This is a genomic window from Maritalea myrionectae DSM 19524 (assembly GCF_000423365.1).
Taxonomy (GTDB): Bacteria; Pseudomonadota; Alphaproteobacteria; order Rhizobiales; family Devosiaceae; genus Maritalea; species Maritalea myrionectae.
In genome coordinates this window covers 502,620-525,323 of sequence record NZ_AUHV01000004.1, presented here as the reverse complement: position 1 = coordinate 525,323, position 22,704 = coordinate 502,620, and the positions used below count along the sequence as shown (strand labels likewise).

The window sequence follows — 22,704 nt, the reverse complement described above, 5'->3', positions numbered from 1 at the left end:
TATGAATGAAACTACAGCAGGCGTAGTCACCGGTCCCAGCGGGCCAAAGCCACGACCAATCCTGTCACCGCGCAATATCATGATATACGGCACCATTTTGGTTGTGTGCTTTTATTATGCACTGCCGCTCTATGTGATGATTGTGACCAGTCTGAAGGGCATGCCGGAAATCCGGTTGGGCAATATTTTTTCACCGCCCGTCGAAATCACATTCCAGCCTTGGGTGAAGGCCTGGGCGGAAGCCTGTACCGGTCTGGATTGTACGGGCCTGAGCAAAGGCTTTTGGAATTCGGTGAAAATCCTAATTCCGTCGGCAACGCTTTCGATTTTGATTGCATCCATCAATGGTTATGCGTTGGCGAACTGGAAGTTCAAAGGGTCTGAAGTGTTCTTCACCATCCTGATCTTCGGGGCGTTCGTTCCCTATCAGGTGGTCATTTACCCGATTGTGATCATTCTGCGTGAGCTTGGTTTGTTCGGCAAACTGCCTGGCCTGGTGCTTGTGCACGTAATTTTCGGCATGCCCATCCTGACCTTGCTGTTCCGCAACTATTTCACCTCGCTGCCCGAGGAATTGTTTAAAGCGGCGCGGGTGGATGGTGCCGGGTTCTGGGGAATTTACTTCCGCATCATGGTGCCCATGTCATTGCCTATCTTTGTGGTGGCACTGATCCTGCAGGTCACCGGCATCTGGAATGACTTCCTGTTTGGCGTGATTTACACCAAGCCGGAAAACTATCCCATGACCGTACAGCTCAACAATATCGTCAACTCGGTGCAGGGGGTGAAGGAATATAATGTCAATATGGCGGCAACTATGCTGACCGGCATTGTCCCACTCATCATCTATTTTGCATCCGGCAAACTCTTCGTGCGCGGCATTGCTGCCGGCGCCGTGAAAGGCTGATCATGACCAGTGTTTCTATTCAAAATCTTGACCTCAATTTCGGCGCGGTCAATGTGCTCAAGCAGCTTAATCTGTCGATTGAGGAAGGTGAATTTCTCGTGTTGCTCGGCGCGTCCGGTTGCGGCAAATCCACCTTGCTGAACTGCATCGCTGGCTTGCTGGATGTGAGCGACGGGCAAATTTTCATCAATGGCAAGAACGTGACCTGGGCCGAGCCCAGCGACCGGGGCATTGGCATGGTGTTCCAATCCTACGCGCTTTATCCGCAAATGACGGTGAAAGGCAATCTCAGCTTTGGTTTGAAAAATGCCCGATTGCCGAAGCCTGAAATTGAAGAGCGGGTGGCACGCGCGGCCGAAATTTTGCAAATCGAACCCTTGCTTCACCGCAAACCTGGCGCGTTGTCAGGTGGACAACGCCAACGGGTGGCTATCGGCCGTGCATTGGTACGTGATGTGGACGTGTTCTTGTTTGACGAGCCATTGTCGAACTTGGATGCCAAACTGCGGGCGGAACTGCGGGTTGAAATCAAGCGGTTGCACCAAAAGCTGGGCAACACCATGATCTATGTGACCCATGATCAGGTGGAGGCCATGACGTTGGCCGACCGTATTGCCATTATGCGCGACGGGCTTGTGCAGCAATTGGCCGGACCTGACGAGATTTATAACCGCCCCGCCAACAAATATGTGGCGGATTTTATCGGGTCGCCAGCTATGAACTTTTTCGAGGGACGATCCACATCCGCTGGCAAAATAGCCCTTGGAAAGCTGGAGTTTGATCTGGCAGGCTATAACTTTGTGAACGGCCCAACAGATGGGGACGTTTGGTTCGGCTATCGGCCCGAACATGTCGTGCTCGGCGAGGCCGCACGTCAAATGCCATTGGCCGTTGAGGCCGTGGCCGAGATTGTGGAGCCAATGGGCTCCGACACATTGATTTGGACAAAAATTGAAGGGTACGACTTCCGTATCCGCACTGATGGCCAATACAAAGTGGCCGCCGGCGATCCTTTGCTGGTGGGGATAGATCCTCGCTTCGCTTCAATTTTTGATAAGACAACAGAAGAACGAGTTTAAGGACTTTTGAAAATGGATTTGAGTTTTCAACTATATAGTGCACGCGATTTCCAGCCTTGGAGCGAAGTGTTTGCCGAATTGGCCAACTATGGCTATGCGCAAGTAGAAGGATATGGCGGCGTATTTGAACAGCCCGACGAACTGGCCAAATGGCTGAAATCCAGCAATCTGCGCATGGATTCCTCCCATTTTGGCATCGAACAGCTTGAAGATGATTTCGACCAGTGCTTGGCATTGATCAAGAGATTTAATGTGAAGCGTGTGTTCAGCCCATTCCTGGATGAAGCCAAGCGGCCTGCCGATGCTGCGGGCTGGCAAAAATTTGCCCATCGCTTATCCGCCGTAAACGAAAAGCTTGCTGCGCATAATATTGCTTTTGGCTGGCACAATCATGACTTTGAATTCAAGGCACTCGCCGATGGGCAATTGCCGATGGACATTATCCTTGAAAGCGCACCAGATATCGATTGGGAAGCCGATATTGCCTGGGTCCATGTTGGCGGCGAAGACCCGCTCAAGTGGATCGAAAAATACGGCGATCGGATGACAGCCATTCATGTGAAAGATCGGGCGCCGGAAGGTGAAAACGCTGATCAAGATGGCTGGTGCGATGTGGGCGATGGCGTGATTGACTGGAAAGCGATCTTGGACGCCGTGCGCACCAAATCCAACACAAAAATCTTCTGTGTTGAGCATGATAATCCGGCAGATGCGTTTTCATTCGCTCAAAACTCAATCAACAACATTCGCAAACTTTAGGCGAGGGTGAAATGGCTGAAAAACTTGGTGTCGGCATCATCGGATGCGGCAATATTTCAACGACTTACATGCGCTTGGCGCCGCTTTATAAATCCATCGAGATGCGCGCCTGCGCAGACTTGAACCCGGAGGCCAGCGCGGCCCGCGCGGCAGAATTTGGCTTGCGCGACCTCACCATCGACGAATTGTTGGCTGCTGATGATATAGACATTATCGTCAATCTCACCATTCCGGCGGCTCACTTTGAGGTCAGCAAGAAAATCTTGGAAGCGGGTAAGCATTCTTATTCTGAAAAGCCGTTCGTGCTGAGCGTTGATGAAGGCATGAAACTGGCGGAGATTGCAAAAGCGCATAACCTTTATGTCGGCAGCGCGCCAGATACATTCATGGGGGGCGCACACCAGTTGGCCCGCCATTTGGTGGATGAAGGGGAGATCGGCAAGGTGATTGCCGGGTCATGCCACGTGATGAGCCATGGTATGGAAGATTGGCACCCCAATCCAGACTTCTTTTTCCAGCCCGGCGGTGGACCCGTGCTGGATCTCGCACCCTATTATGTCACCAATCTGGTGAACATGATTGGGCCTGTAAAGCGGGTGGCCGCTTTGGCAACCAAAGGCTCGGAAACCCGCACCATCGGCAATGGCGCACGCAATGGTGAGCAAATTCCGGTGGATACGCCGACCAATATTCACGCCCTGCTTGAATTTGAGAATGGCGCAACCATCACCATGTCGAATTCCTGGGACGTGTGGGCACATCGCCACGCCAATATGGAGATTTACGGCGCTGAAGGCAGCCTTTTTGTACCAGATCCAAATTTCTTCGGCGGCGAAGTGGAAATGGCCAAATCAGACGGCGACATCAAGCCTGTCCCCATGTGGGAGCACCCATTTGCCAAGCCCAATGAAGATGAAAATGCCAATTACCGCACGGTCGGGCTTGCTGACATGGCAGATGCCATCATCAACGGCCGCGATTATCGCTGCTCGCTGGACTTGGCGCTGCATGTGGTGGACGTGATGCTGGGCGTGCTGCGCTCCGGTGAGACCGGGCAGTTTGTGGCCATGACCACAACTTGTGAGCGGCCAGAAGCGCTTGATCCCGACGCGGCCAAAGCTTTGTTGGCATAAGGCGAAATAAAGAGGCGTCGCGATGAGCATCATACAAAACCCCATACTCCCCGGCTTTAACCCCGATCCCTCGTTCTGTCGGGTGGGGGATGATTATTACATCGCGACGTCAACATTTGAATGGTATCCCGGCGTCCAGATATTTCACTCAAAAGATCTGGTGAATTGGCAGCTGGTCAAACGACCGCTGGAGCGCGAGAGCCAGCTCGATATGCGCGGCAATCCGGACAGTTGCGGCATCTGGGCCCCATGCCTGTCTTATGCCGATGGCCTGTTTTGGCTGGTTTACACTGACGTCAAACGGCAGGACGGCAACTTCAAAGATGCCCACAATTATATTGTGACCGCACCTTCGATTGAGGGCCCATGGTCGGACCCTGTCTATGCCAATTCATCCGGCTTTGACCCCACACTTTTTCACGATGATGACGGGCGCAAATGGTTCGCCAATATGAAATGGAACCATCGCAGCGATGTGCCTTGGGCACACCCGAAAAATGCAGCCTTTGATGGCATTGTGCTACAGGAATTTGACCCCGAGAAGGGCAAGCTGGTCGGCGAGATTACCAACATTTTCCGCGGCAGCGACCATGGCCTGACCGAAGCGCCACATCTGTTCAAGCGCGACGGCTATTATTATTTGACCACCGCTGAAGGTGGCACCGGTTATGACCATGCGGTGACCTTGGCACGATCAAAAACCATTACCGGTCCCTATGAACTGCATCCGCAGACCCATGTGATGACCGCCAAGGATCATCCGGAGTCAAAAATTCAGCGTGTCGGGCATGGCCAATTGGTCGAAACGCCCGATGGCGAGCTCTATCATACATTCCTTATGGGCCGCCCGATTGAGCGTCATCACGCCAGCAACCGAAAAAACTGCCCCATGGGGCGAGAAACTGGTATCGCCAAATGCGAGTGGCGCGATGATGGCTGGCTCTATCTGGCAAACGGCACCCAATTGCCGGACCCAACCATTGAGGCACCGTGGGCCGAGCGTGCGCAGGACCCAAATGCCAAGATCACTTATCATTTTGACGGCAGTCTGCCGATCGATTTTCAATGGCTGCGCTCGCCCAAGCCCGAGCGACTTTTTGAGGTGGGCAACGGTTATTTGCGCCTTTTTGGGCGCGAGAGTGTGGGTAGCTGGTTTGAACAGGCCTTGGTTGCGCGTCGGCAGGAGCATTTTCAGTTCCACGCCACCACTACCATGCGCTTTGATCCGGACGACTATCAGCAGAATGCGGGCCTGATTTCCTATTACAACCGGCATAAATTCCATTTTCTGACCATGAGCCAGGACCCGGAGCAGGGGCGCGTGCTGACGATCTTGAGCTGTAACGGCGATTGGCCTGAATGCCGCTTGAGTTTCCCGCTGGATGGGGATTTGCCCGTTGATACAGGCGAAATCGAGCTTGGTCTCGTCACCGAATTTGAGCATTTGCAATTCTATTGGCGTCCTGCAGGCGGCCAATGGCAAAAAATCGGCCCTTCTTTGGACGCCTGGGTGCTCAGCGATGAGGGCGGGCGCGGCGAGCACGCCTCCTTTACCGGTAACTATGTTGGCATGGCCGCATTCGATATGTCGGGCCGCGCCAAAACCGCTGATTTTACTGAATTTACTTATGATCCCGGCAGAGGATCAATTGACATGGGAGCTGCATAATGGCGAACACAATGAAAGGCCCGGGGATATTTCTGGCGCAATTCTTGGGCGATGAAGCGCCTTTTAACAGTCTGGATGCCATTTCAAAATGGGCAGGCGACCTGGGCTATAAAGGCGTGCAGGTGCCGGCTTGGGATAAGCGCGTGTTCGACTTGGACAAGGCCGCGAGTTCCCAAACCTATTGTGACGAGATCATGGGCCTTTGTGCCGAAAATGGCGTAGAGATTACCGAGCTGTCCACCCATATGCTGGGCCAGTTGGTGGCCGTACATCCAGCCTATGATAAGCAATATGACGGCTTTGTGCCGCCTGAGGTGCAAAACAACCCCAAAGCACGGCAGGAATGGGCCACCGGCGAAGTGGTGAAAACCGCCAAAGCCTCGCGCAATCTGGGGTTGGACGTGACCGTGTCCTTCACCGGTTCTCTGGCCTTTCCTTATCTTTATCCCTGGCCACAGCGGCCGGATGGCTTGATCGATGAAGCATTCACCGAACTGGCCCGCCGTTGGCACCCGATCTTCGACGCCTATGACGAGCAAGGTGTGGATATCGGCTTTGAATTGCACCCGGGTGAAGATGTGTTTGATGGCATCACCTTCGAGATGTTCCTCGATAAGGTGAACGATCATAAGCGCTGTACCATTAATTATGACCCATCGCACTTTTTGCTGCAGCAGCTCGATTATCTTGACTTTATCGATATTTATCACGAGCGGATCACCGCCTTCCATGTAAAGGATGCCGAGTTCAATCCCTCTGGTCGGCAAGGCGTTTATTCCGGTTACCAACCTTGGTTGAACCGGGCCGGGCGTTTCCGCTCCCTTGGTGATGGGCAGGTGGATTTCAGTGGCATTTTCTCGCGCCTCGCCACCCATGGTTATACCGGCTGGGCTGTGCTGGAATGGGAGTGTTGCCTGAAGCATCCTGAAGATGGTGCCCGCGAAGGGGCCCCCTTTATTTCTGACCACATGATCCGACTAACCGATAAAGCCTTTGACGATTTTGCTGGCGGTGAAACCGACCGAGGCGCATTGAAGGCCATGCTGGGTATTGATTAGGAGCAAGTGATGCATAAACGACTGAAGCTGGGCATGGTTGGCGGCGGACAAGGCGCCTTTATCGGCGCCGTGCATCGTATCGCCGCTCGCATTGATGACGAGTTCGAGCTGGTGGCGGGTGCATTGTCGTCTAACCCTGACAATGCGCGTAAATCCGCCGCACAGCTCGGCATCTCGCCAGAACGGGCCTATACCGATTTTTCGGAAATGGCGAAAGCAGAAGCGGCACGCGAAGATGGCATCGATGCCGTCTCAATTGTGACGCCCAATCATATGCATTTCCCCGTGGCTAAGGCTTTCTTGGAACAAAATATAAATGTGATTTGCGATAAGCCATTGACGTCCAGCTTGGACGAAGCAGAGCAATTGCAGGACATTGCCGCAAACAGCGAAGCGGAATTTGTGCTCACCCACAATTATTCAGGCTATCCCATGGTGCGTGAAGCGCGCCATCTCGTGCAAAGCGGCGCGTTGGGCGCATTGCGGCGGATTAATGTGGAATATGTTCAAGATTGGCTGAGTATTCCCATAAATGACCCCGACAATAAACAGGCGACGTGGCGGGCAGACCCAAAACGCGCCGGCAAGGGCGGCGCCATCGCCGACATTGGCACCCACGCCCTGCAGCTGGCCAACTTTATTACCGAGCAACACCCAACAAAAGTCGCTGCTGATCTCACAAGTTTTGTTGAGGGGCGATTGGTGGATGACGATGCGCACATGTTGATGCGCTATCCCGATGGCGCAAAAGGCTATTTATGGGCCTCCCAAGTCGCGCCGGGCAATGAGAACAGCTTGCGCATTCAGATTTACGGCGAAGATGCTGGGCTAACCTGGGCGCAGGAAAACCCAAATCAATTGTGGTTCTCGCCGCTCAATGCGCCAAAACAGCTTCTAACCCGAGGGGGGCATGGCACGTCCAACCTATCGCGTGACATCACACGCGTACCGCCGGGGCACCCCGAAGGTTACCTCGAAGGCTTTGCTACGATCTATCGTGAGGCGGCGGATATTATCCGCAATGGGCGCATGCAATCATGCCTGTTGCCCACGCTGGAAGAGGGGCTCTTTGGCATGAAATTTATTCATGCGGCGATCCAGTCATCGGAGAACGATGCGAAGTGGACGCAAATCTAGGTCGTTTATGTGCGGTGAAATGCCTAGCAATTAGAATGTGTTAGGCGGGGAAGGTGTCGGCGCGTGCTTTAAAATGGGCGCGACCAACTCTGCATGTCTACATGTAGCGCAAACAAACATCAGTTCAAGAGTTGAACAAAAACTATCTTTCCCCATCCTGTCTCTGTGAATTTAAAGGAGACATTATGCCCAAAATTCCACCGCATCCGACACTGATAGGACCAACACCTGTTCTGGGTTCTGAACGCTATCATTTCCAGTCGCTGAAAGTCGGCGGCATCTTTCTTGTCGATATTGCCATGCCCACCATGCCTGCACCGGACGGGCAGAAACCGGGCTTGCTGATTGTGCCCGATGGCAACCAATGTTTTTCCGCCGCTGCCGGGCTAGCGCGGGGAATGGCCATGGAACCGGGCGGTCCGCCGCCGCTTTGCGTTGTAGGCATCAGCTATGAGGTGAGTGGACGCGGCGAAAAGGCCGAGCACCATAAAATACGTCACCGCGACCTCACACCCTGCGGCGATGAGGCATATGAAGCCATGATGCGTGCGGCGCCACCACCCTTCAAGTGGGATGATAGCATCAAAACCGGCGGGGCAGCTGAATTTCGCCAATTTCTCCGCGACGAATTGCTGCCATGGTTGGCCGAGAGTTTCGATGTGAATGCTCAAGATCGCACCATTGCGGGCATTTCATTGGGCGGCCTGTTTGTGCTGGACACTCTGTTGCAGGAACCTGACCTGTTTGATCGGTATATCGCCATCAGTCCGTCAGTCTGGTGGGCAGATAAATATGTGCTGAAGCAAATGGAAAATGCGAATTGGAGCCAACAGCCAAAATCGCTGCACCTCAGCGTTGGCAGTGGGGAAGAGGCGCAAGATCCAAATGCCAAAATGGTGAGCAACGCGACCGCCTTTGCTGAAAAGCTAAATCAGCAGAAACCCGAGCGGCTTGATGTCGGCTTGGACATTGTTGAGGGCGAAACGCATATGAGCATTTTCAGCCCCGGTTTCAGCCGAGGCCTGCGGCACCATTTTGCCCGACCATAATCTATAATTCCGACTGGGCTTGTTGCCGCACAATGAGCCACACAAAAATCGGCACGCCAATCATGGCGGTGACCAGCCCAGCGGGAATTTGAATGGGGGCAAAGGCGGTGCGCCCGAACAGGTCAGCCACGGCAACCAGTAAGCCGCCAACCCCAGCCGTGATGAGCAGATGCAGCCCGACCCCGGAATGGGTCAAACGCCGTGTGACATGCGGTGCCACCAGGCCGACAAAGCCGAGCGGCCCGACGGCAGCAACTGCGAATGCCGCAAGCGTCACCGACAAAGTAATTAGGCCAAACCGGGCAAATGCGACCCGCACCCCAAGGCCCGTGGCAGCCTCCGGCCCCATGCGCATCGCTGCCATGGGGCGGCTGGCCCACATTAAGGCGGGCAACAAAATAACCAAGCAACTCGTGGTCAACCACACATCTTGCCAATTTGACGCGTGAACTGATCCGGCCAACCAGCCCAGGGCCGCCATGGCTCGGTCAATATCGCCATAGGTGAGCAGGGCAGAGGTGCCCGCGGAAATAAACGCCGCAACACCCACGCCAGTGAGGATGAAACGCATTGTGGCGCTTCCAGTGCGGCCCGTGGTCAGCACCTGAATTAAAACCGCCACCAACAAAGCGCCGCCAAACGCGAAAAGTGGCCGATAATGATAGCCCAGTTCGGGCATCAGTATGGTGAGTGCAACCACAGCGAAACCAGCGCCCTGGCTGACGCCAACCAGCGATGGATCGGCCAGCGGATTGCGGGTGACGTTTTGCAAGGTGGCACCGGAGAGGCCCAGAAGCGCCCCGACCATGATCGAAACCAAGGCGCGTGGAAACCTGAATTCCCACACAATGGTGGTGCCTGTTTCGTCAGATGGTTGCTGCCACAATATGTGGAGAACTTTACTGGCGGATAGGGGGTAGCTGCCCATCATCAAGGACAGCCCAACAATGGCGACCAACGCCACCAAGACGCCGAACAGGGCCCACAGTGCGCGTGTGGGCAGGCGCAATGCAAGGCTTTGGCTTGGTGAGCGAACAATCAGGTCAGGCTTCATAATTTAGCTCTCACCAACCAGACAAAGAACGGGGCGCCGAGCAAAGAGGTGACCAGCCCCGTGGAGATTTCAACGGGGGCCAGTGCCACGCGCGCGATAATGTCGACAAACAACAAATAGGCCGCGCCCACCAAAGCGGAATAGGGCACCATAAAGCGATAATCGGTGCCCACAAATAAACGCACCACGTGCGGGATCACCAAGCCGATAAAGCCGAGCGGGCCGGAAAGAGTGACTGCGGATGCGGTGAGGGTAACAACGGCGATCAAACTGACAATCTTGACCTGCACCACATTGACGCCAAGTCCCACAGCCACATCGTCCCCCATGGCGAGTGATGTGATTTGCCGGGCCATGGCAAACGCCGCTACAAAGCCAACAGCCAGCCACGGCAAACACCAGCCCATATAGGACATGCGATGGCCACTAATGGTCCCGGTGAGCCAAACCCGCAATTGGTCGAAATTTTCCTGATCCAACAATTGCACCGCCGCAATCACAGCGCCCAAAAAGGCGGAAATGGCCGCGCCAGCCAATATCAACGTCAGTGGCCGCGCGCCGCCCGGCGCGGCTGTGGCGATCCAAAGTACCAACCCGGTTGCTGCCAGGGCGCCGCCTGCTGCCACAAGGGGCATAATCGGAACGATGGCGCTGCCCCAAATGCCAAACGCGACAACGACAGCAAAGGATGCACCTGCCAAAAGGCCCAACAAGCCCGGATCGGCCAGCGGATTGCGGGTGATGCCCTGCATCAATGCGCCGGAAACCGCAAGCGCCGCGCCCACAACAATGGCGATCACCGCCCGTGGCATGCGCAAATCCCACACCACAATATGATCAAAAATCGTATCGTCGCGCGCGATCAGGGCCGTAAATACATCGGCAAGAGGGATCGCTTTGGCGCCGATGGAAATATGCAACGCAAAAAACAACGCGATGACCACAGCCATCCCGCTAAAACGACCCAGCTCGCCAATGTTTTTGATATTCATAGGGTGTGAGGTCCCGGTTAGGTGTTCAGGTTGGGCATGCAAAGGGGACGACCCGCTTCTGCGTCAAATATGACTCGGGCATTCAAGCCGAAAACAGACCTGAGATTGTCGCGCGTGAAAATCTCATTTACAGGGCCATCTGCCACAATTTCCCCGCCGCGCATCATCACCAGATAATCGGCATACGCCGCCGCGATGTTCAATTCATGCAGCACAATGACCATGGTTTTGCCGGCCTGTTTGGCGGTTTTCGTTAGCAGGTTCATCACGTCCACTTGCACCTTTAAATCTAAAAAGGTGGTGGGTTCATCAAGCAACACCAAATCAGTTTCCTGTGCCAACGACATAGCAATCCAGCAGCGTTGCCGTTGGCCACCCGAAAGCGCGTCGATGGGACGCTCTGCAAACTGGGCAATATTGGTGATCTCCATGGCCCAATCCACAGCGTCGCGGTCCGCTTTTGTCCATTGCTTCAAGAGACTTTGATGAGGGAACCGCCCTTGCGCCACCAACTCGCGAACTTTCAGGCCTTCGGGCGCAATTGGCCCTTGCGCCAACAAAGCCATTTGTTGCGCCACATGCCGCGTGGGCAACTGATGCACATTTTGACCCTTGAGTGTGACGGTGCCTTCGCTTGGCGTAAGGATACGCGCCATGGTCTTGAGCAAAGTGGATTTGCCACACCCGTTCGGCCCGACCAAAATGGTGATTTCACCTTCCGGCACGTCTAGATTGACGTTTTTAAGAATAGGAGAGCCGCCATAACCCGCAGTCAGGTTTTGAACCTGCATCGCAGTGGTTTTTTCTGATGCCAGCTTTTGCACCAGCGGCAACACTTTGACTTTTTTCGTTTCAAACATTTCGGTTGCTGTTTGGGCCATGCGCGGTCTCCATTAAATATGGCGGACGAGACGCCCGCCAATTTTTCTAGTTGCGATCATCTGCGTTGGTGGCGGGGTCGCCATCCAAAGCGGCTTCAATGGCGGCTTCCAGTCGGTCGATCGTGTAGGGAAGGCTCAAAAGAGAGGCGTGCGAAAACGCGCCTGTTACTTCTTTACCAAGGAACACTTCGCGACCTTCCTTCACCACGCTCATGAAGGGGCGGGCGACCAGATTCATAATCGGTTCAAAATCGCCGGTTGACGACAGCCAGATCAACACATCTACATCGAGTGGAGAAAGCGCCTCCGGGGACAGCTCAGTCCAAAACGCGTCGCCCACCACGTCGTCGATTTTTTGCGGTGTGCTCAAGCCCATATTGCTGAGCAGGAGCGGACGAATATCGTTGGAAGCATAGACACCTGGTGTGCCGTCCCAGGCGGTGGCCACAGCAACAGTTTTGTTTTGCCATTCAGGATGTGTATTTTTGACCTGAGCCAATTGATCGCGAATGCTCTGGACCTTTTGTTGGCCCAGTTCCGCTTTGCCGACTGCTCGCGCGGCGATCAGGGCACGCTCATCCCACGGCAAGGCATAATCACCCACGCCTTCAGGCACCGCTACAACGGGAGCAATCAGGCTCAAACGCTCATAATCCTTTGCGGTGATGCCAGACCAAAGACCAATGATCACGTCCGGCTGGGCGGCGGCAATCGCTTCAAAATCAAGGTCGCCTCGCAAAATCGTTGGTTCGGTGGTGAGCAGCGGGGCGGCCCAAGGCCAGACCACACTGTCATAATCGCCATACCAATAGCGGATGGTGACGGGCTGAATGCCCAGTGCCAGCAAATCATCTGCACCCGCATAATCAATTGAGGCGACGCGCTCCGGCATTTCTTCAATTTTTGTTGTGCCGAACTTATGTTCGATGGTGAGTGGAAAGCTTTGCGCCATGGCAAATGTGCCAGACACAAGAACCAGTGTGGCGGCAAGGGCTGTTTTAATCAGTCTTTTCATCTATTCGCTCTTTTCAAATGGGGTGAATGAACGGCCCACCACATGGCTGCCCACAATTTCAGTGAGCGCAAACAGCGAGTCGTAAGTGGCGGACGAGGCGATTTCGCGAGGTAAATAAATCACTTGATTGTTGCGACAGGCGTGCAGCACATCGCACCAGTTGGGCAGAACCTCTTCAAGTGCCGCACGGGCGGTTTCAGGCGATTCACCACGGCTTGGGCGATAGGTGACAAAGATAAAGTCACCGTCAAATTCGGGATAGGATTCACCGGAGAAGCCAACGCGGCCATTGCCCTCAATATCATTGACCACTTTGGGGAAGGTGAAGCCGGCATCGCGCAACACCTTGCCCAACGATCCATAAGTGTTCCAGATCAGCAATTCGCCATCATGCCCTTGAATAACGCTTACATTGATCTCGCTCGTTTCAGTGAGATCATTCAGCGTTTGCAATTGGTGTTGATAGCGGTTTTCCAGCTTTTCCAACCGATCAGTGGCGCCGGTCACCTCGGCAATTTTGGCATAGATATCAAAATCATCCGTGGTGCCAATATCAAACACATAGGTTGGGGCAATATCGCGCAAATGTTCTACATTGGCGGTTTGCCAGCTGGTGGTTAAAATCAAATCAGGCTTGGTTGCCGCGATCTGTTCGATGTCGGCAGGCAAGTTGCCAACAAATTCAATGTTGCTATTGGCAAAATCATAGCCGGTGACCAGGGCACCCGAGCGTATATAAGGATCGGCGTCGCCGCGCGTGCGGCCATGGCTGCCAACGGGCACAATGCCCAATTCCAACAGTGCCACAGTCAAGGAGGTGTCGTGCAAGGCCACAATACGTTGCGGATTGGAGGGCACAGCGACTTCGGTGCCTGTTCCATCAACCATAAGGCGGACGCCTTGTGCTTGCACGGCAGGCGCTGCAAGCGCGACACCAGCGACCAAACTGGCGGTTAGGGCGACGCGGCGGCAGGCGGTGGCAATCATTTTTGAAAACATCATCTTATCTTCCCTCTATTCGCTGACGATGGCGGTGTGACCCTGGCCGCCGATCACGCCCATAATGACGGCAGACATTTGCCCCAATGCTTCATAGGAGCGGGTGACTGCGTCTTCGCGTGGCAAGAAGATCATGCGCCCCTCGCGGCAGGCGGTCAGATGACGACAGAAATCGGGAACAATCGCGTTTAGATCATCAATGACGGATTTTGGGCTCTCGCCACGATTGTGATCGTAAGTGGTGATGATAAAATCAGCATCAAAGGCAGCAATTTGCTCGCCAGAGAAATAGACGCGCTCGCTGCCGTCGATCTGGTTCACAATTTCTGGTGCGCCAAAGCCGGCGTCGCGCAGCACTTTGCCCAGCGCGCCATAAGTGTGCCACGCCACAAGCTTGTCTTGCGAGGGGCCAAACACCGACACTGAAATATCCTGCGTGTCGATCATCTTTTCAATTTGCGCCACTTGCCCTTGATAGCGGGTTTTAAGCACGTCGAGCCGCTCCTCAGTGCCTGTGAGTGCAGCCAACTGATCAAACACCACAAATTCGCCCCGCATATTGTCTTCCAGCATGATGGTGGGGGCGACGGCCTCAAGTTGCGTGCGGTCGGTCGTGTTGAAGTGCATCATCAAGATAAGATCAGGATTTAGGCTTGCGACCACCTCCAGATCAGCCGGAAAACCGCCCACATCCACAATGTCCGAATTGTCGAAGTCGATCCCTGTTAGCGTTTTTGCCCCACGCAAATAGCGCGCGCCATCAGCCCCCGTGCGCCCAACCGCGCCAACTGGACTCAATCCCAGCTCGTTCAACGGCACAGTGAGCGATAAATCATGCAGCGCAACGATGCGTTCAGGCGCGCTGGGCACCTCAACAGTTTTTCCGGTCGCATCGGTAAACTGGCGTGTTTCCGCCGCCAGGGCCGGGTTGGCCAAGGCAAAACAGGCCACCAAAGTCAAAAGTGTTTTGTTCATTATTTTCCTTTCGTCCGCTATGCGCGGATCTTTTTGTGCGACCTTTGTGAGATAGAGTTAGGCGGCTTCTTCGCTCAGATGTTTCGTGCGCAAATGGTTTTGCAGCCGTTCAATCATGCTGTTCTCATCGCGCAACACGCAGGTGGAGCAGTATTCGCCGCCATCTGCTGTGTAGTAGCGGCAGCACCCGCCGCGTTTGCGGAACCATTCTGAGATCTCCGGACGTTCCGGCAGTTTGATTTCAATAAAGCCTGATTGTTTGGAAAACAGCTTGCTGCCTTTGCGATGCAGCATGTGCTCTGCAATGCCAATGGCGTGTTTTATACGGCCGAAATTTTCGCCCTGAGTGAGAAAACTGGTGGCCAAGCTGTCGCCCACCAAGCGCCAAAGCGCAGGTTTGGCCAATCCCGAAACCTCGTGGTGCATGTCCACCAATGGGGCAAACAAGGCCTCAATCCGGTTGGCAAAATCGGCTATTGTTTCAGGATTTGCGGCCCCGTGTCGCCAATCTGCCTTGTCGGCATCCAATGCAATATCAATCGCCTGGAAAACACCGCTTTGCCCTTGTTTTTGCCAGGACACCTCGCGCAGCGACATTTCGAACGCAGCCAGGTCCGCACCGGCATACCAAAAATCGTTCACCGCATAACCTGCGAGCGGCCGCAGCAGGGCCCATGATAAGCGCCCAAGGCAAAAAGCAGCGCCCATCTTTTGATCTGCATTCTCATACTTGGCTGTCGCCAACTGAAAATAGTGAGGCAGCTGGGCTGACGTGATCGCGGCAATATTTTGCGCGTTGCCGGCTTGGTGTTGCAATGAAAAACGAGGGGCAAAAGCACTCTCATCGCGATTAATTGGCCCCAACAATTCTGTTAGTTGCTTCTTTGCCGCAGGCTTTTTGAGGGGCATTTTGATCCTCGTTATCGTTCTTCAGATTAACTGGAGTTCAATAATCATATATAGGATCAAGGCGCAATATTAACTGGAGTTGAGAAGTCCAGTTAAATTCTGCAAAGATTTTCCGAATTTTTTGAAACGAAGCGCCAGAAAAAATCTTTTTAATACAATAGTTTAATGTGTGATTCTGAATCTTTTTCTGAGGATTTTGCCTGATTTCGTGGCGGGGAAGTCTGCTAAAACGGAGAATTTCAGAAAATTTTTTCCTGTTTAGAACAGGTCTAAAGTTTACCAGTGAAATTGATATAAAAATGTTTTAAATCAAAGGCTTGAAGCCTAAAAACGACTCACCTTATGAGCCGCCTATATGCGACGCGTTATGGCAATGCAGGTGCGGGCAGCAAAGCCCGCACCGTGGCAACTCCATGCGAGTTGCAGTTACCAAGAGGTATAGCCACCATCAATCACAAAGTTTGATCCGGTGACATAGCTAGACGCTGGCGACGCGAGATAGAGTGCCAATCCTGCGATTTCACGCGGATTGCCCGCGCGGCCCATCGGAGTGCAGGCGACAAATTTTTCAATCGCTTCTGGCGCCTTTTCGGTCCAAGCCTGATTGGGCTCGGTCATAAACAAGCCTGGGCTGATGCAGTTCGCGTTAATATTGTGCGGCGCCCAGTCCACTGCCAGCGCCTTGGTAAAGTGGATAATGGCTGCTTTGCCCGCTTCATAATGGCGCCCGGCCACGCCCTGGTTGATGATCATGCCGGAGATGGAGCCCATATTGACGATGCGGCCGCCTTGGCCGCGCGCAATCATGGCTTCGCCAATCAAGCGGGTCATTAAAAAGCAATGGTCGACATTCAGCGCAAAACCTTCGCGCCAATCTTCATCGCTGGTTGCCTCGATCTGAGTGTTTGGTTTGCGGCCGCCAACATTATTCACCAGAATATCAATGCCGCCAGGCAGGGCGAGGGCCTCTTTTGCCGCCCGCTTGCATTCGCTCGGCACAGTTACGTCCGCAATAATAAAATGTGCCGTAGCGCCTTTCGCCTCAATATCCTTTGCGGTGTCTTTCAAACTATCTTCGCCGCGCCCCACCAACACAATCTGTGCACCTGCATCGGCATAGGCCAAAGCGATCTCACGCCCAAGCCCGCGGCTGCCGCCTGTGATCAAGGCGCGTTTTCCATCCAAACGAAAATCATCAAAAATTGAAGGGGACATATATAGGGCTCCATTTTACAATCGTACCGATCCCTAACGGCACGCTGGGTAAACACACGACTTGCAATGTATGGCAAGGCAACAACAGCGCGGCAAGCCATGTGGAGCGGGAAATGACTTCGTATTGTTGCTGCCCAAAAGCGCAGCACGTGAGTTTAAGATGAAGTATAGCTCGATGAAATTGACGCAAAGGGGCCCCGAACGAGAACGGAAAGCGATAACATTAATTAAGAAAACCTTAATTTCCTCAACGGGATAACACCACCAGCAGGGTCAAAACTGCCCATTTTGTCGCAAATTTGACGGCCAGATGCCGAAAATGTGTCCAAAATGCAACATGCGTCTCAGAACAGTCGTTTCACACGCCAAAATTTGAATTCTTAACTTGTATGTTTTCCTTTCATGGGTAGTTTGTGTCTTGCGAATCCATGCATGGAATCGTTTGTCGGTCGCGAATGCGACGTCAAACACACCGCTTATAAAGTGTGGTCGCGTTTCGACAAACAGCCGGAAAAACCGGCAAAATGAAAAACAAACTGATTTTGGAGGTCAGTACTATGAAAATTAAGAGCCTATTTCTCGGTTCTGCAGCAGCAGTTGCACTTTCTTCAGGCGCAATGGCAGCTGATCCAATCGGCGTAGCTTTGGACACATGTTCATTGTTGAACATCACTGGCTTGGTTGTTTCTTCTGAAAGCAATTGCTTGAAGTTCTCTGGTGAAGTTTCTTACGATTGGGACTACACTAACGATGACAATGGTAACGGTGTTACTGGCGAAGTTGGCGATGAAGCAACAACGAGCGAATTCGGTTGGGAATTCACAATGGAAGCAACTGCTGACAGCGACTTCGGTCCTGCTAAAGCAGTTGTGACTTTGATTGATGAAGATGGCACATCTACTTCTTCACATGTTCTTATCGACGAAGCATATGTTTCAATCGGCGATCAAACGGTTATCATGGCTGGCCAAAAAGGTTCAGTTTTGAAAGATGGCGACGACGAAACTTACACAGCTTTGTTCTCACTTGACGTTATCGATGGTGACGACGAGGGTATCTTTGCTCCTACTCCTGGCGCGACAGGTGGTCACGTGATGCAAATCACTTCTGACCTCGGCAATGGTGTTGATGTTGCTCTGGGTCTAGAAAATCTTGAGACAAGCAACAATGCATCTTTGGTAGCGGGTGTTGGTGTTGATCAGGACTGGGGCACAGCGCACATGGGTTTCATCTATGATGATATCCTTTCTGGCACAAGCTTGTGGGACTTCCACGCTGGCGCAACATTCAATGTTGACGAAATGGCATTCCGCGCTGCATTCAGCACTGACGAAGCAAGCAACTGGGCCGCTTTGGTGACTGGTAAAGCTGCATTCGATATGTTCACATTGGCAGCTGGCGTTGAGTTCTTCTCAGGCAATGCTTGGGAAGGCGCGATTTCAGGCGAAGCTGAAGTTAACGATGCTGTAACTATCGCAGTTGCAGGCCGTTGGGATGACAATAGCGACTGGGATATTGCTGCACAAGGCGTATTCGCAGTGTCTGACAACCTCGATTTGACCGCTAAAGTTAACTTCGACGAGTCAAGCTTGACAGTGTTCAATGCTGATCTTGATTGGGCTCCAGGTGGTGACTTTGAAGCTGGTGTTGGCGTTCAGTTCGACAGCAACTCAGTTGTTGAAGTTTCTACTTCATTCTCAAAATCATTCGAATAAGTCTTTTAGACTTTATCGATTTGGAAGGCCCGGCGTTTGCCGGGCCTTTTTTTGTGCGCTTTTTTGATAATATTCCCGTTAAATCATTGAATTATGACTGGTGATTTCAATAAGAACCAGTACACTTCGGCGCGGGAAGGGCTGCGCGGATACTCGATTTCCGTCAGCTGAGCGTGATCAGTGGATTAAAGTTGCGGGGAATTGCTGTGAAGTGGATTGGTGTTTTGGTTGTGGGGGCGTTCGTTGCGTTTGGCGGCGGCATGCTTGCAGTGGGGCAAAACCAGAATGTTCTGGAAAACAGCTTGGAGCAGCTACTGCTCAAAAATCCAAATCTACCGGTTGCCGCATGGGCCGATATCCAGATTGAAGGCCGCGATGTGACGCTAAACGGAGTGACGACCGATAAAGCGGAACTCGACCGACTGATCAATGGATTGGAAGCGATGCCAGAGGTGGCGTCCATTACCAACAATGTTGAAGTCGCTCCGATCGCCGACCCATTTGAATTTGAGGCGCGTATGGAAGATGGCGACATAACAATTGTCGGCCATATGCCAAGTGCCAAGGTTCAAGCCGAGTTTGAAGTCCAGCTGGACAGTGCAGTCAAAACCGAGTTTACGCTTGCGTCAGGCGGACCAAGCGCAAATGATTGGCGCGATGTGCTGACATACAGCACGCGCTTGCTCAACCATTTTGATCAGGGTGAGATTTCTGCGACAGGCCTAAAGGTTTCCTTTTCCGGTCGCGCCAAGGATCACCAATCTTATCGTGATCTTGATCTTATCGCCAATGCCGGTTTCCCAGATAAGCTGAAGCGGGGAACTGCCGAGATCATTGCTCCGTTCGAAGAAGACTATGTGCTGCGCGGCACTTTTGGGAAGACAGGTCCTGTGCTGAGCGGTTTTGTCCCAACGCCAGACATTCGCGACCAACTGGAACAGACAGGGGCAGACGTGTCTCAGCTCCTCATAGCGTCTGGCGCTCCCGATGGTTTCGGGGGCGACAGCCTAATTTTGGTTGAGCAGCTCGATGTATTGCAGCAAGGTGAATTTTCGCTTTCCGCAGAGTCAGTCCGGTTGGCCGGCGCAGCGCAAGACTTTGCCGCTTATGATAGCGCGCAGTCCGCACTTGCGCAGCTGCAACGACCAAATGTCGAGATCGATTTGCCGTTGCCGACAATTGAGCCGTTCACCTTGACGCTAACGGATCAAAACGGTGTGGTGAGTGCCGTTGGGTTTGTGCCGCAAGATGCGGAAAACAAAGCCTTTTTTGTAGATATTGATGAAAATGCAACGCGGGCAGCCAATGGGGCGCCGGAAAACTTCGAACAAATCACCACTTGGATGGAGAACGGGCGAGGCTTGTTGGGAGAGAATTGGTCATTGTCACTTGTGGGCGACCAGTTGAATGTTTCCGGCCAAGCGAAAACACCTCGTGCCTATGTCGAATTGTTGGAGCTTGCTGCAAGCCCACCAAACGGATTGACCATCGATATGGCCAATCTGGCCCTGGCCGTGGTTGAACCCTATGAGTGGTCGTTGAGTAAATCGAGCGACGGTGCGTTGGAAATGGCCGGATATTTGCCGGATAGCCGCCTGCGTCAAACAATCTACACAATTTTGGACACCTCAACGGAAGACACCACCTTGTTGGCCGCCGGAGCGCCCGAAAGATTTGACACGCTCGTGACGCTCGCAGCAAAAACGATTGACCTTGCGGCTTCCGGTGAGGCCGTTCACGGTCAAAGCGGTTGGAAGGCCGATATTGTCGCACGCGATCTTGTGAACAAAAACAATATCCTGCAGCTTTTTTCTAATGAAGAGATTCAACCTGACGAACTCGGCCTTGAAGTAGCGCAATTGCCGCCGCCAGTTCAAAATCCTTATCGATTTGAAGCCGTAAAATCTGCCGATGGAACGCGCACCTTCGAGGGCTATGTGCCAAATGAAGAGATGCTGATCAATCTGGCAGACCAGGGCGAACTTGATCTGGATGTGGCACGCGGTGCGCCGGAACAATTTGAAGAGTTTGTAGCGCTGGGCAACTCAATTTTGACCGGTCTCGAATCAGGCGTATTCCGTTTAGACGGCGTGAAGTGGACGATTAGCGGAGAGGCAGCAACATTTGACGCCAAATCAGCATTGATGGCGCAAATCGAAAATGCGGGCCTTGGGGACGGTTGGACAATAAACATCTCATCGCCGGAAAAACTGGTTTCGCCCTATCTGTTTTCAGCCGAGAAAACGCTTGATGATGAGTTCAACGCCGCCGGATATGCGCCAACGCAAGATCTTATCGATCAGTGGGCCGATCGATTTGGTTGGCGCGCTCAAATCCAGCGGGGTGCAGGCGCACCAGAAGGCTTCACCGGGCGCGTAAACATTGGTCTTAACGCCCTTGAATTGCTGGATGCCGGACGATTGAGCCTGGTTGATGGCCAGTGGGCGCTAATTGGCCGTGCGTCTTCTGACGAGAAGTTGGCTAATATCTTGGATGTGTTGGCGCCGCAAAGCGATGCATTTTTGGTTGATGTGCAAATTGTACCGCAGGTGGAAGATTTGTTGCTGCAAATCAGCAAGTCAGCCGATGGTACTTGGGATTGGTCCGGATATCTGGAAGATCAAACCTTCTGGGAGCAAACGTCTAACCTACCTGTTTCTAACGGCAATGTGCTGCCAGAGCGTGAAGCGTTTCACCGCATGATTGAATTGGGCGTAGATGCACTCAGCATGCTCAATGAAGGCGAAGTTATTCATGCAGGCGGTCAATGGAGCATCTCAGGCGAAGCGCCCGATCAGGCTGTATTGTCCGCAGTGGAGCTCATTCTGGACGGATCGTCATTGGGGCCCTGGTATACCACCATAACGGCACCGCCAGTTCCAGTTGTTGAAGTCGAGGAATCCGCGGAAGAACCAGTGGCAGAGCCGATTGAAAATGAAGAGCCAGCAACTGAGGAAGCTGCCCCAGAGGTGACTCAAGATACGTCCTCGGAAGAATCTGATGTCGTTGAGGCAACAGATGAGCCTGAGGCCGAAAATGTTGTTGTGGGTGAAGACGAAGTGTCCAGCGAGTCTGCTGAGCCTGTAGATGAAGAACCTGCCGACCAGGCAGACACACCTGAAACTGCGGAAGAGGCGACCGAGGCGGATCAACCAAGCGAAACTGAACCTGCAATTGCGGGCACTGACGCTGAAAAAGACGCCACATCTGAGACAGAGTCTGAACCAGCGACAGAGATGAACGCGGAACAGGATGAGAAGGCAGCTGAGGAAGCTGCACCTGCTGACGCCAGTGATACGGTAGATGCAGAGGTGGCCATCGAGCCGGCGCCTGATTTTGAACTGACAATTGAAAAATCTGCAGATAGCGGTATCACCATTTCTGGTGATGTGCCTGATGCGGCGGCGCGTTATACCCTTGAATTGAGTGCAGGCGCTGATGCCAAACTCGACGTGGCCGAAGCCGATGGAGCGCCCGAACGCTTCTTGGCCAACGCCTTGACGATCACCCAAGCCCTAAGCCAAGCGGAGACGGGCAATGCAGCCCTGATTGGCGGCGAGTGGACGGTAGGCGCAGATGTATCCAGCTTCGCCGCCCGCGACCAATTGGCCGCGATTTTAGGCACGCTGCCAAATGCGCGGGTGACGATTAACACGCCGCCAGCACATAAATTGTGCAACGCGAATGTTGAAAAACTGATCGCTGATCAAGCGATCCTGTTCCAATCCGGCAGTGCGCGCATAACGGATGGTTCTCGCACCGTGCTGACAAAAATTGCAGACCAGTTGGCAAATTGTCCTGAGGCTGTTGTTGAGGTTGAAGGGCATACGGACTCTGACGGTGACGATTTGATCAATTTGTCATTGTCAGTGCAGCGTGCGGAAACGGTGGTGAGCGAGTTGGTGGAAATGGGCGTGGAGGCGGATCGGCTTTATGCACTGGGATTTGGCGAAACATTGCCGATTGCAGATAACGACACGCGCCAGGGCAAAGCGCAAAACCGTCGCATTGTGTTTACAGTGCGACCCCCGCTAGAGTAGATTGCGGAAAAAAGGGAGGGTCAGATGTTTTTCCAAACGATCGGATTTCTGATTTCACAATATTGGCTATATTTTAGTCTGGCGTTGATTATCGGGTTGTTGACCGGATGGTTCAGCG

The 22,704-nt window shown here is 53.2% G+C and carries 18 protein-coding genes; 10 read left to right on the top strand and 8 right to left on the bottom strand.

Going from position 1 to position 22,704, the window contains the following annotated elements:
• Window position 1: 1 nt before the first annotated feature.
• From G549_RS0113805 to G549_RS0113770, 8 genes are all read left to right on the top strand, one after another.
• On the top strand, window positions 2–907 hold the full coding sequence (locus G549_RS0113805; RefSeq protein WP_027835510.1) for a carbohydrate ABC transporter permease: 906 nt from the start codon (window positions 2–4) through the stop codon (window positions 905–907).
• Window positions 908–909: 2 nt separating this feature from the next.
• Window positions 910–1,986, top strand: a complete 1,077-nt coding sequence (locus G549_RS0113800) for an ABC transporter ATP-binding protein (protein ID WP_027835509.1) — start codon at window positions 910–912, stop codon at window positions 1,984–1,986.
• A 12-nt stretch (window positions 1,987–1,998) separates the two neighbouring features.
• Entirely contained in the window at window positions 1,999–2,745 is a 747-nt protein-coding gene (locus G549_RS0113795) for a sugar phosphate isomerase/epimerase family protein (protein ID WP_027835508.1), read from the top strand.
• Window positions 2,746–2,756: 11 nt separating this feature from the next.
• Window positions 2,757–3,878, top strand: coding sequence for a Gfo/Idh/MocA family protein (locus G549_RS0113790; RefSeq protein WP_027835507.1), 1,122 nt, complete (start codon window positions 2,757–2,759; stop codon window positions 3,876–3,878).
• A gap of 28 nt (window positions 3,879–3,906) precedes the next feature.
• Window positions 3,907–5,547, top strand: a complete 1,641-nt coding sequence (locus G549_RS0113785; protein WP_027835506.1) for a glycoside hydrolase family 43 protein — start codon at window positions 3,907–3,909, stop codon at window positions 5,545–5,547.
• Window positions 5,547–6,605, top strand: a complete 1,059-nt coding sequence (locus G549_RS0113780) for a sugar phosphate isomerase/epimerase family protein (RefSeq protein ID WP_027835505.1) — start codon at window positions 5,547–5,549, stop codon at window positions 6,603–6,605. Before G549_RS0113785 ends, G549_RS0113780 begins: the two co-directional genes overlap by 1 nt.
• Window positions 6,606–6,614: 9 nt before the next feature.
• On the top strand, window positions 6,615–7,742 hold the full coding sequence (locus G549_RS0113775) for a Gfo/Idh/MocA family protein (protein ID WP_036222667.1): 1,128 nt from the start codon (window positions 6,615–6,617) through the stop codon (window positions 7,740–7,742).
• Window positions 7,743–7,927: 185 nt separating this feature from the next.
• Window positions 7,928–8,791: an alpha/beta hydrolase gene (locus G549_RS0113770; RefSeq protein ID WP_027835503.1), complete on the top strand. Its 864-nt coding sequence runs from the start codon at window positions 7,928–7,930 to the stop codon at window positions 8,789–8,791.
• Window position 8,792: 1 nt separating this feature from the next.
• Here G549_RS0113770 and G549_RS0113765 read toward each other — a convergent pair whose 3' ends face one another.
• The 8 genes from G549_RS0113765 to G549_RS0113730 form a co-directional block, all read right to left on the bottom strand.
• Complete coding sequence (locus G549_RS0113765) at window positions 8,793–9,845, bottom strand: FecCD family ABC transporter permease (RefSeq protein ID WP_036222664.1); 1,053 nt, start codon at window positions 9,843–9,845, stop codon at window positions 8,793–8,795.
• A complete protein-coding gene (locus tag G549_RS0113760; RefSeq protein ID WP_027835501.1) occupies window positions 9,842–10,837 on the bottom strand; it encodes a FecCD family ABC transporter permease in 996 nt (331 codons plus the stop codon). Before G549_RS0113760 ends, G549_RS0113765 begins: the two co-directional genes overlap by 4 nt.
• Before the next feature lie 17 nt (window positions 10,838–10,854).
• The gene (locus G549_RS0113755; protein WP_246778380.1) at window positions 10,855–11,718 is read right to left on the bottom strand and encodes an ABC transporter ATP-binding protein; all 864 of its coding nucleotides are present in this window, start codon (window positions 11,716–11,718) and stop codon (window positions 10,855–10,857) included.
• Between the two features lie 46 nt (window positions 11,719–11,764).
• A complete protein-coding gene (locus G549_RS0113750) occupies window positions 11,765–12,733 on the bottom strand; it encodes an ABC transporter substrate-binding protein (protein WP_027835499.1) in 969 nt (322 codons plus the stop codon).
• Entirely contained in the window at window positions 12,734–13,735 is a 1,002-nt protein-coding gene (locus G549_RS0113745; protein ID WP_246778379.1) for an ABC transporter substrate-binding protein, read from the bottom strand.
• 12 nt (window positions 13,736–13,747) lie between these two features.
• On the bottom strand, window positions 13,748–14,707 hold the full coding sequence (locus G549_RS0113740; protein ID WP_027835497.1) for an ABC transporter substrate-binding protein: 960 nt from the start codon (window positions 14,705–14,707) through the stop codon (window positions 13,748–13,750).
• 57 nt (window positions 14,708–14,764) lie between these two features.
• On the bottom strand, window positions 14,765–15,616 hold the full coding sequence (locus G549_RS21505) for a (2Fe-2S)-binding protein (protein ID WP_051213847.1): 852 nt from the start codon (window positions 15,614–15,616) through the stop codon (window positions 14,765–14,767).
• A 426-nt stretch (window positions 15,617–16,042) separates the two neighbouring features.
• Complete coding sequence (locus G549_RS0113730) at window positions 16,043–16,831, bottom strand: SDR family NAD(P)-dependent oxidoreductase (protein ID WP_027835496.1); 789 nt, start codon at window positions 16,829–16,831, stop codon at window positions 16,043–16,045.
• A 524-nt stretch (window positions 16,832–17,355) separates the two neighbouring features.
• Here G549_RS0113730 and G549_RS0113720 point away from each other — a divergent pair.
• Both G549_RS0113720 and G549_RS0113710 read left to right on the top strand, forming a co-directional pair.
• Window positions 17,356–18,546: a porin family protein gene (locus G549_RS0113720; protein WP_169449655.1), complete on the top strand. Its 1,191-nt coding sequence runs from the start codon at window positions 17,356–17,358 to the stop codon at window positions 18,544–18,546.
• A gap of 206 nt (window positions 18,547–18,752) precedes the next feature.
• Window positions 18,753–22,586, top strand: coding sequence for an OmpA family protein (locus tag G549_RS0113710; RefSeq protein ID WP_027835494.1), 3,834 nt, complete (start codon window positions 18,753–18,755; stop codon window positions 22,584–22,586).
• Window positions 22,587–22,704: the final 118 nt, after the last annotated feature.

Bases quoted from the DNA above. Each gene is read 5' to 3' on its own strand.
- G549_RS0113805 (WP_027835510.1), top strand. From the start codon at position 2: ATGAATGAAACTACAGCAGGCGTAGTCACCGGTCCCAGCGGGCCAAAG.
- G549_RS0113800 (WP_027835509.1), top strand. From the start codon at position 910: ATGACCAGTGTTTCTATTCAAAATCTTGACCTCAATTTCGGCGCGGTC.
- G549_RS0113795 (WP_027835508.1), top strand. From the start codon at position 1,999: ATGGATTTGAGTTTTCAACTATATAGTGCACGCGATTTCCAGCCTTGG.
- G549_RS0113790 (WP_027835507.1), top strand. From the start codon at position 2,757: ATGGCTGAAAAACTTGGTGTCGGCATCATCGGATGCGGCAATATTTCA.
- G549_RS0113780 (WP_027835505.1), top strand. From the start codon at position 5,547: ATGGCGAACACAATGAAAGGCCCGGGGATATTTCTGGCGCAATTCTTG.
- G549_RS0113775 (WP_036222667.1), top strand. From the start codon at position 6,615: ATGCATAAACGACTGAAGCTGGGCATGGTTGGCGGCGGACAAGGCGCC.
- G549_RS0113770 (WP_027835503.1), top strand. From the start codon at position 7,928: ATGCCCAAAATTCCACCGCATCCGACACTGATAGGACCAACACCTGTT.
- G549_RS0113765 (WP_036222664.1), bottom strand. From the start codon at position 9,845: ATGAAGCCTGACCTGATTGTTCGCTCACCAAGCCAAAGCCTTGCATTG.
- G549_RS0113760 (WP_027835501.1), bottom strand. From the start codon at position 10,837: ATGAATATCAAAAACATTGGCGAGCTGGGTCGTTTTAGCGGGATGGCT.
- G549_RS0113755 (WP_246778380.1), bottom strand. From the start codon at position 11,718: ATGGCCCAAACAGCAACCGAAATGTTTGAAACGAAAAAAGTCAAAGTG.
- G549_RS0113750 (WP_027835499.1), bottom strand. From the start codon at position 12,733: ATGAAAAGACTGATTAAAACAGCCCTTGCCGCCACACTGGTTCTTGTG.
- G549_RS0113745 (WP_246778379.1), bottom strand. From the start codon at position 13,735: ATGATGTTTTCAAAAATGATTGCCACCGCCTGCCGCCGCGTCGCCCTA.
- G549_RS0113740 (WP_027835497.1), bottom strand. From the start codon at position 14,707: ATGAACAAAACACTTTTGACTTTGGTGGCCTGTTTTGCCTTGGCCAAC.
- G549_RS21505 (WP_051213847.1), bottom strand. From the start codon at position 15,616: ATGCCCCTCAAAAAGCCTGCGGCAAAGAAGCAACTAACAGAATTGTTG.
- G549_RS0113730 (WP_027835496.1), bottom strand. From the start codon at position 16,831: ATGTCCCCTTCAATTTTTGATGATTTTCGTTTGGATGGAAAACGCGCC.
- G549_RS0113720 (WP_169449655.1), top strand. From the start codon at position 17,356: ATGAAAAACAAACTGATTTTGGAGGTCAGTACTATGAAAATTAAGAGC.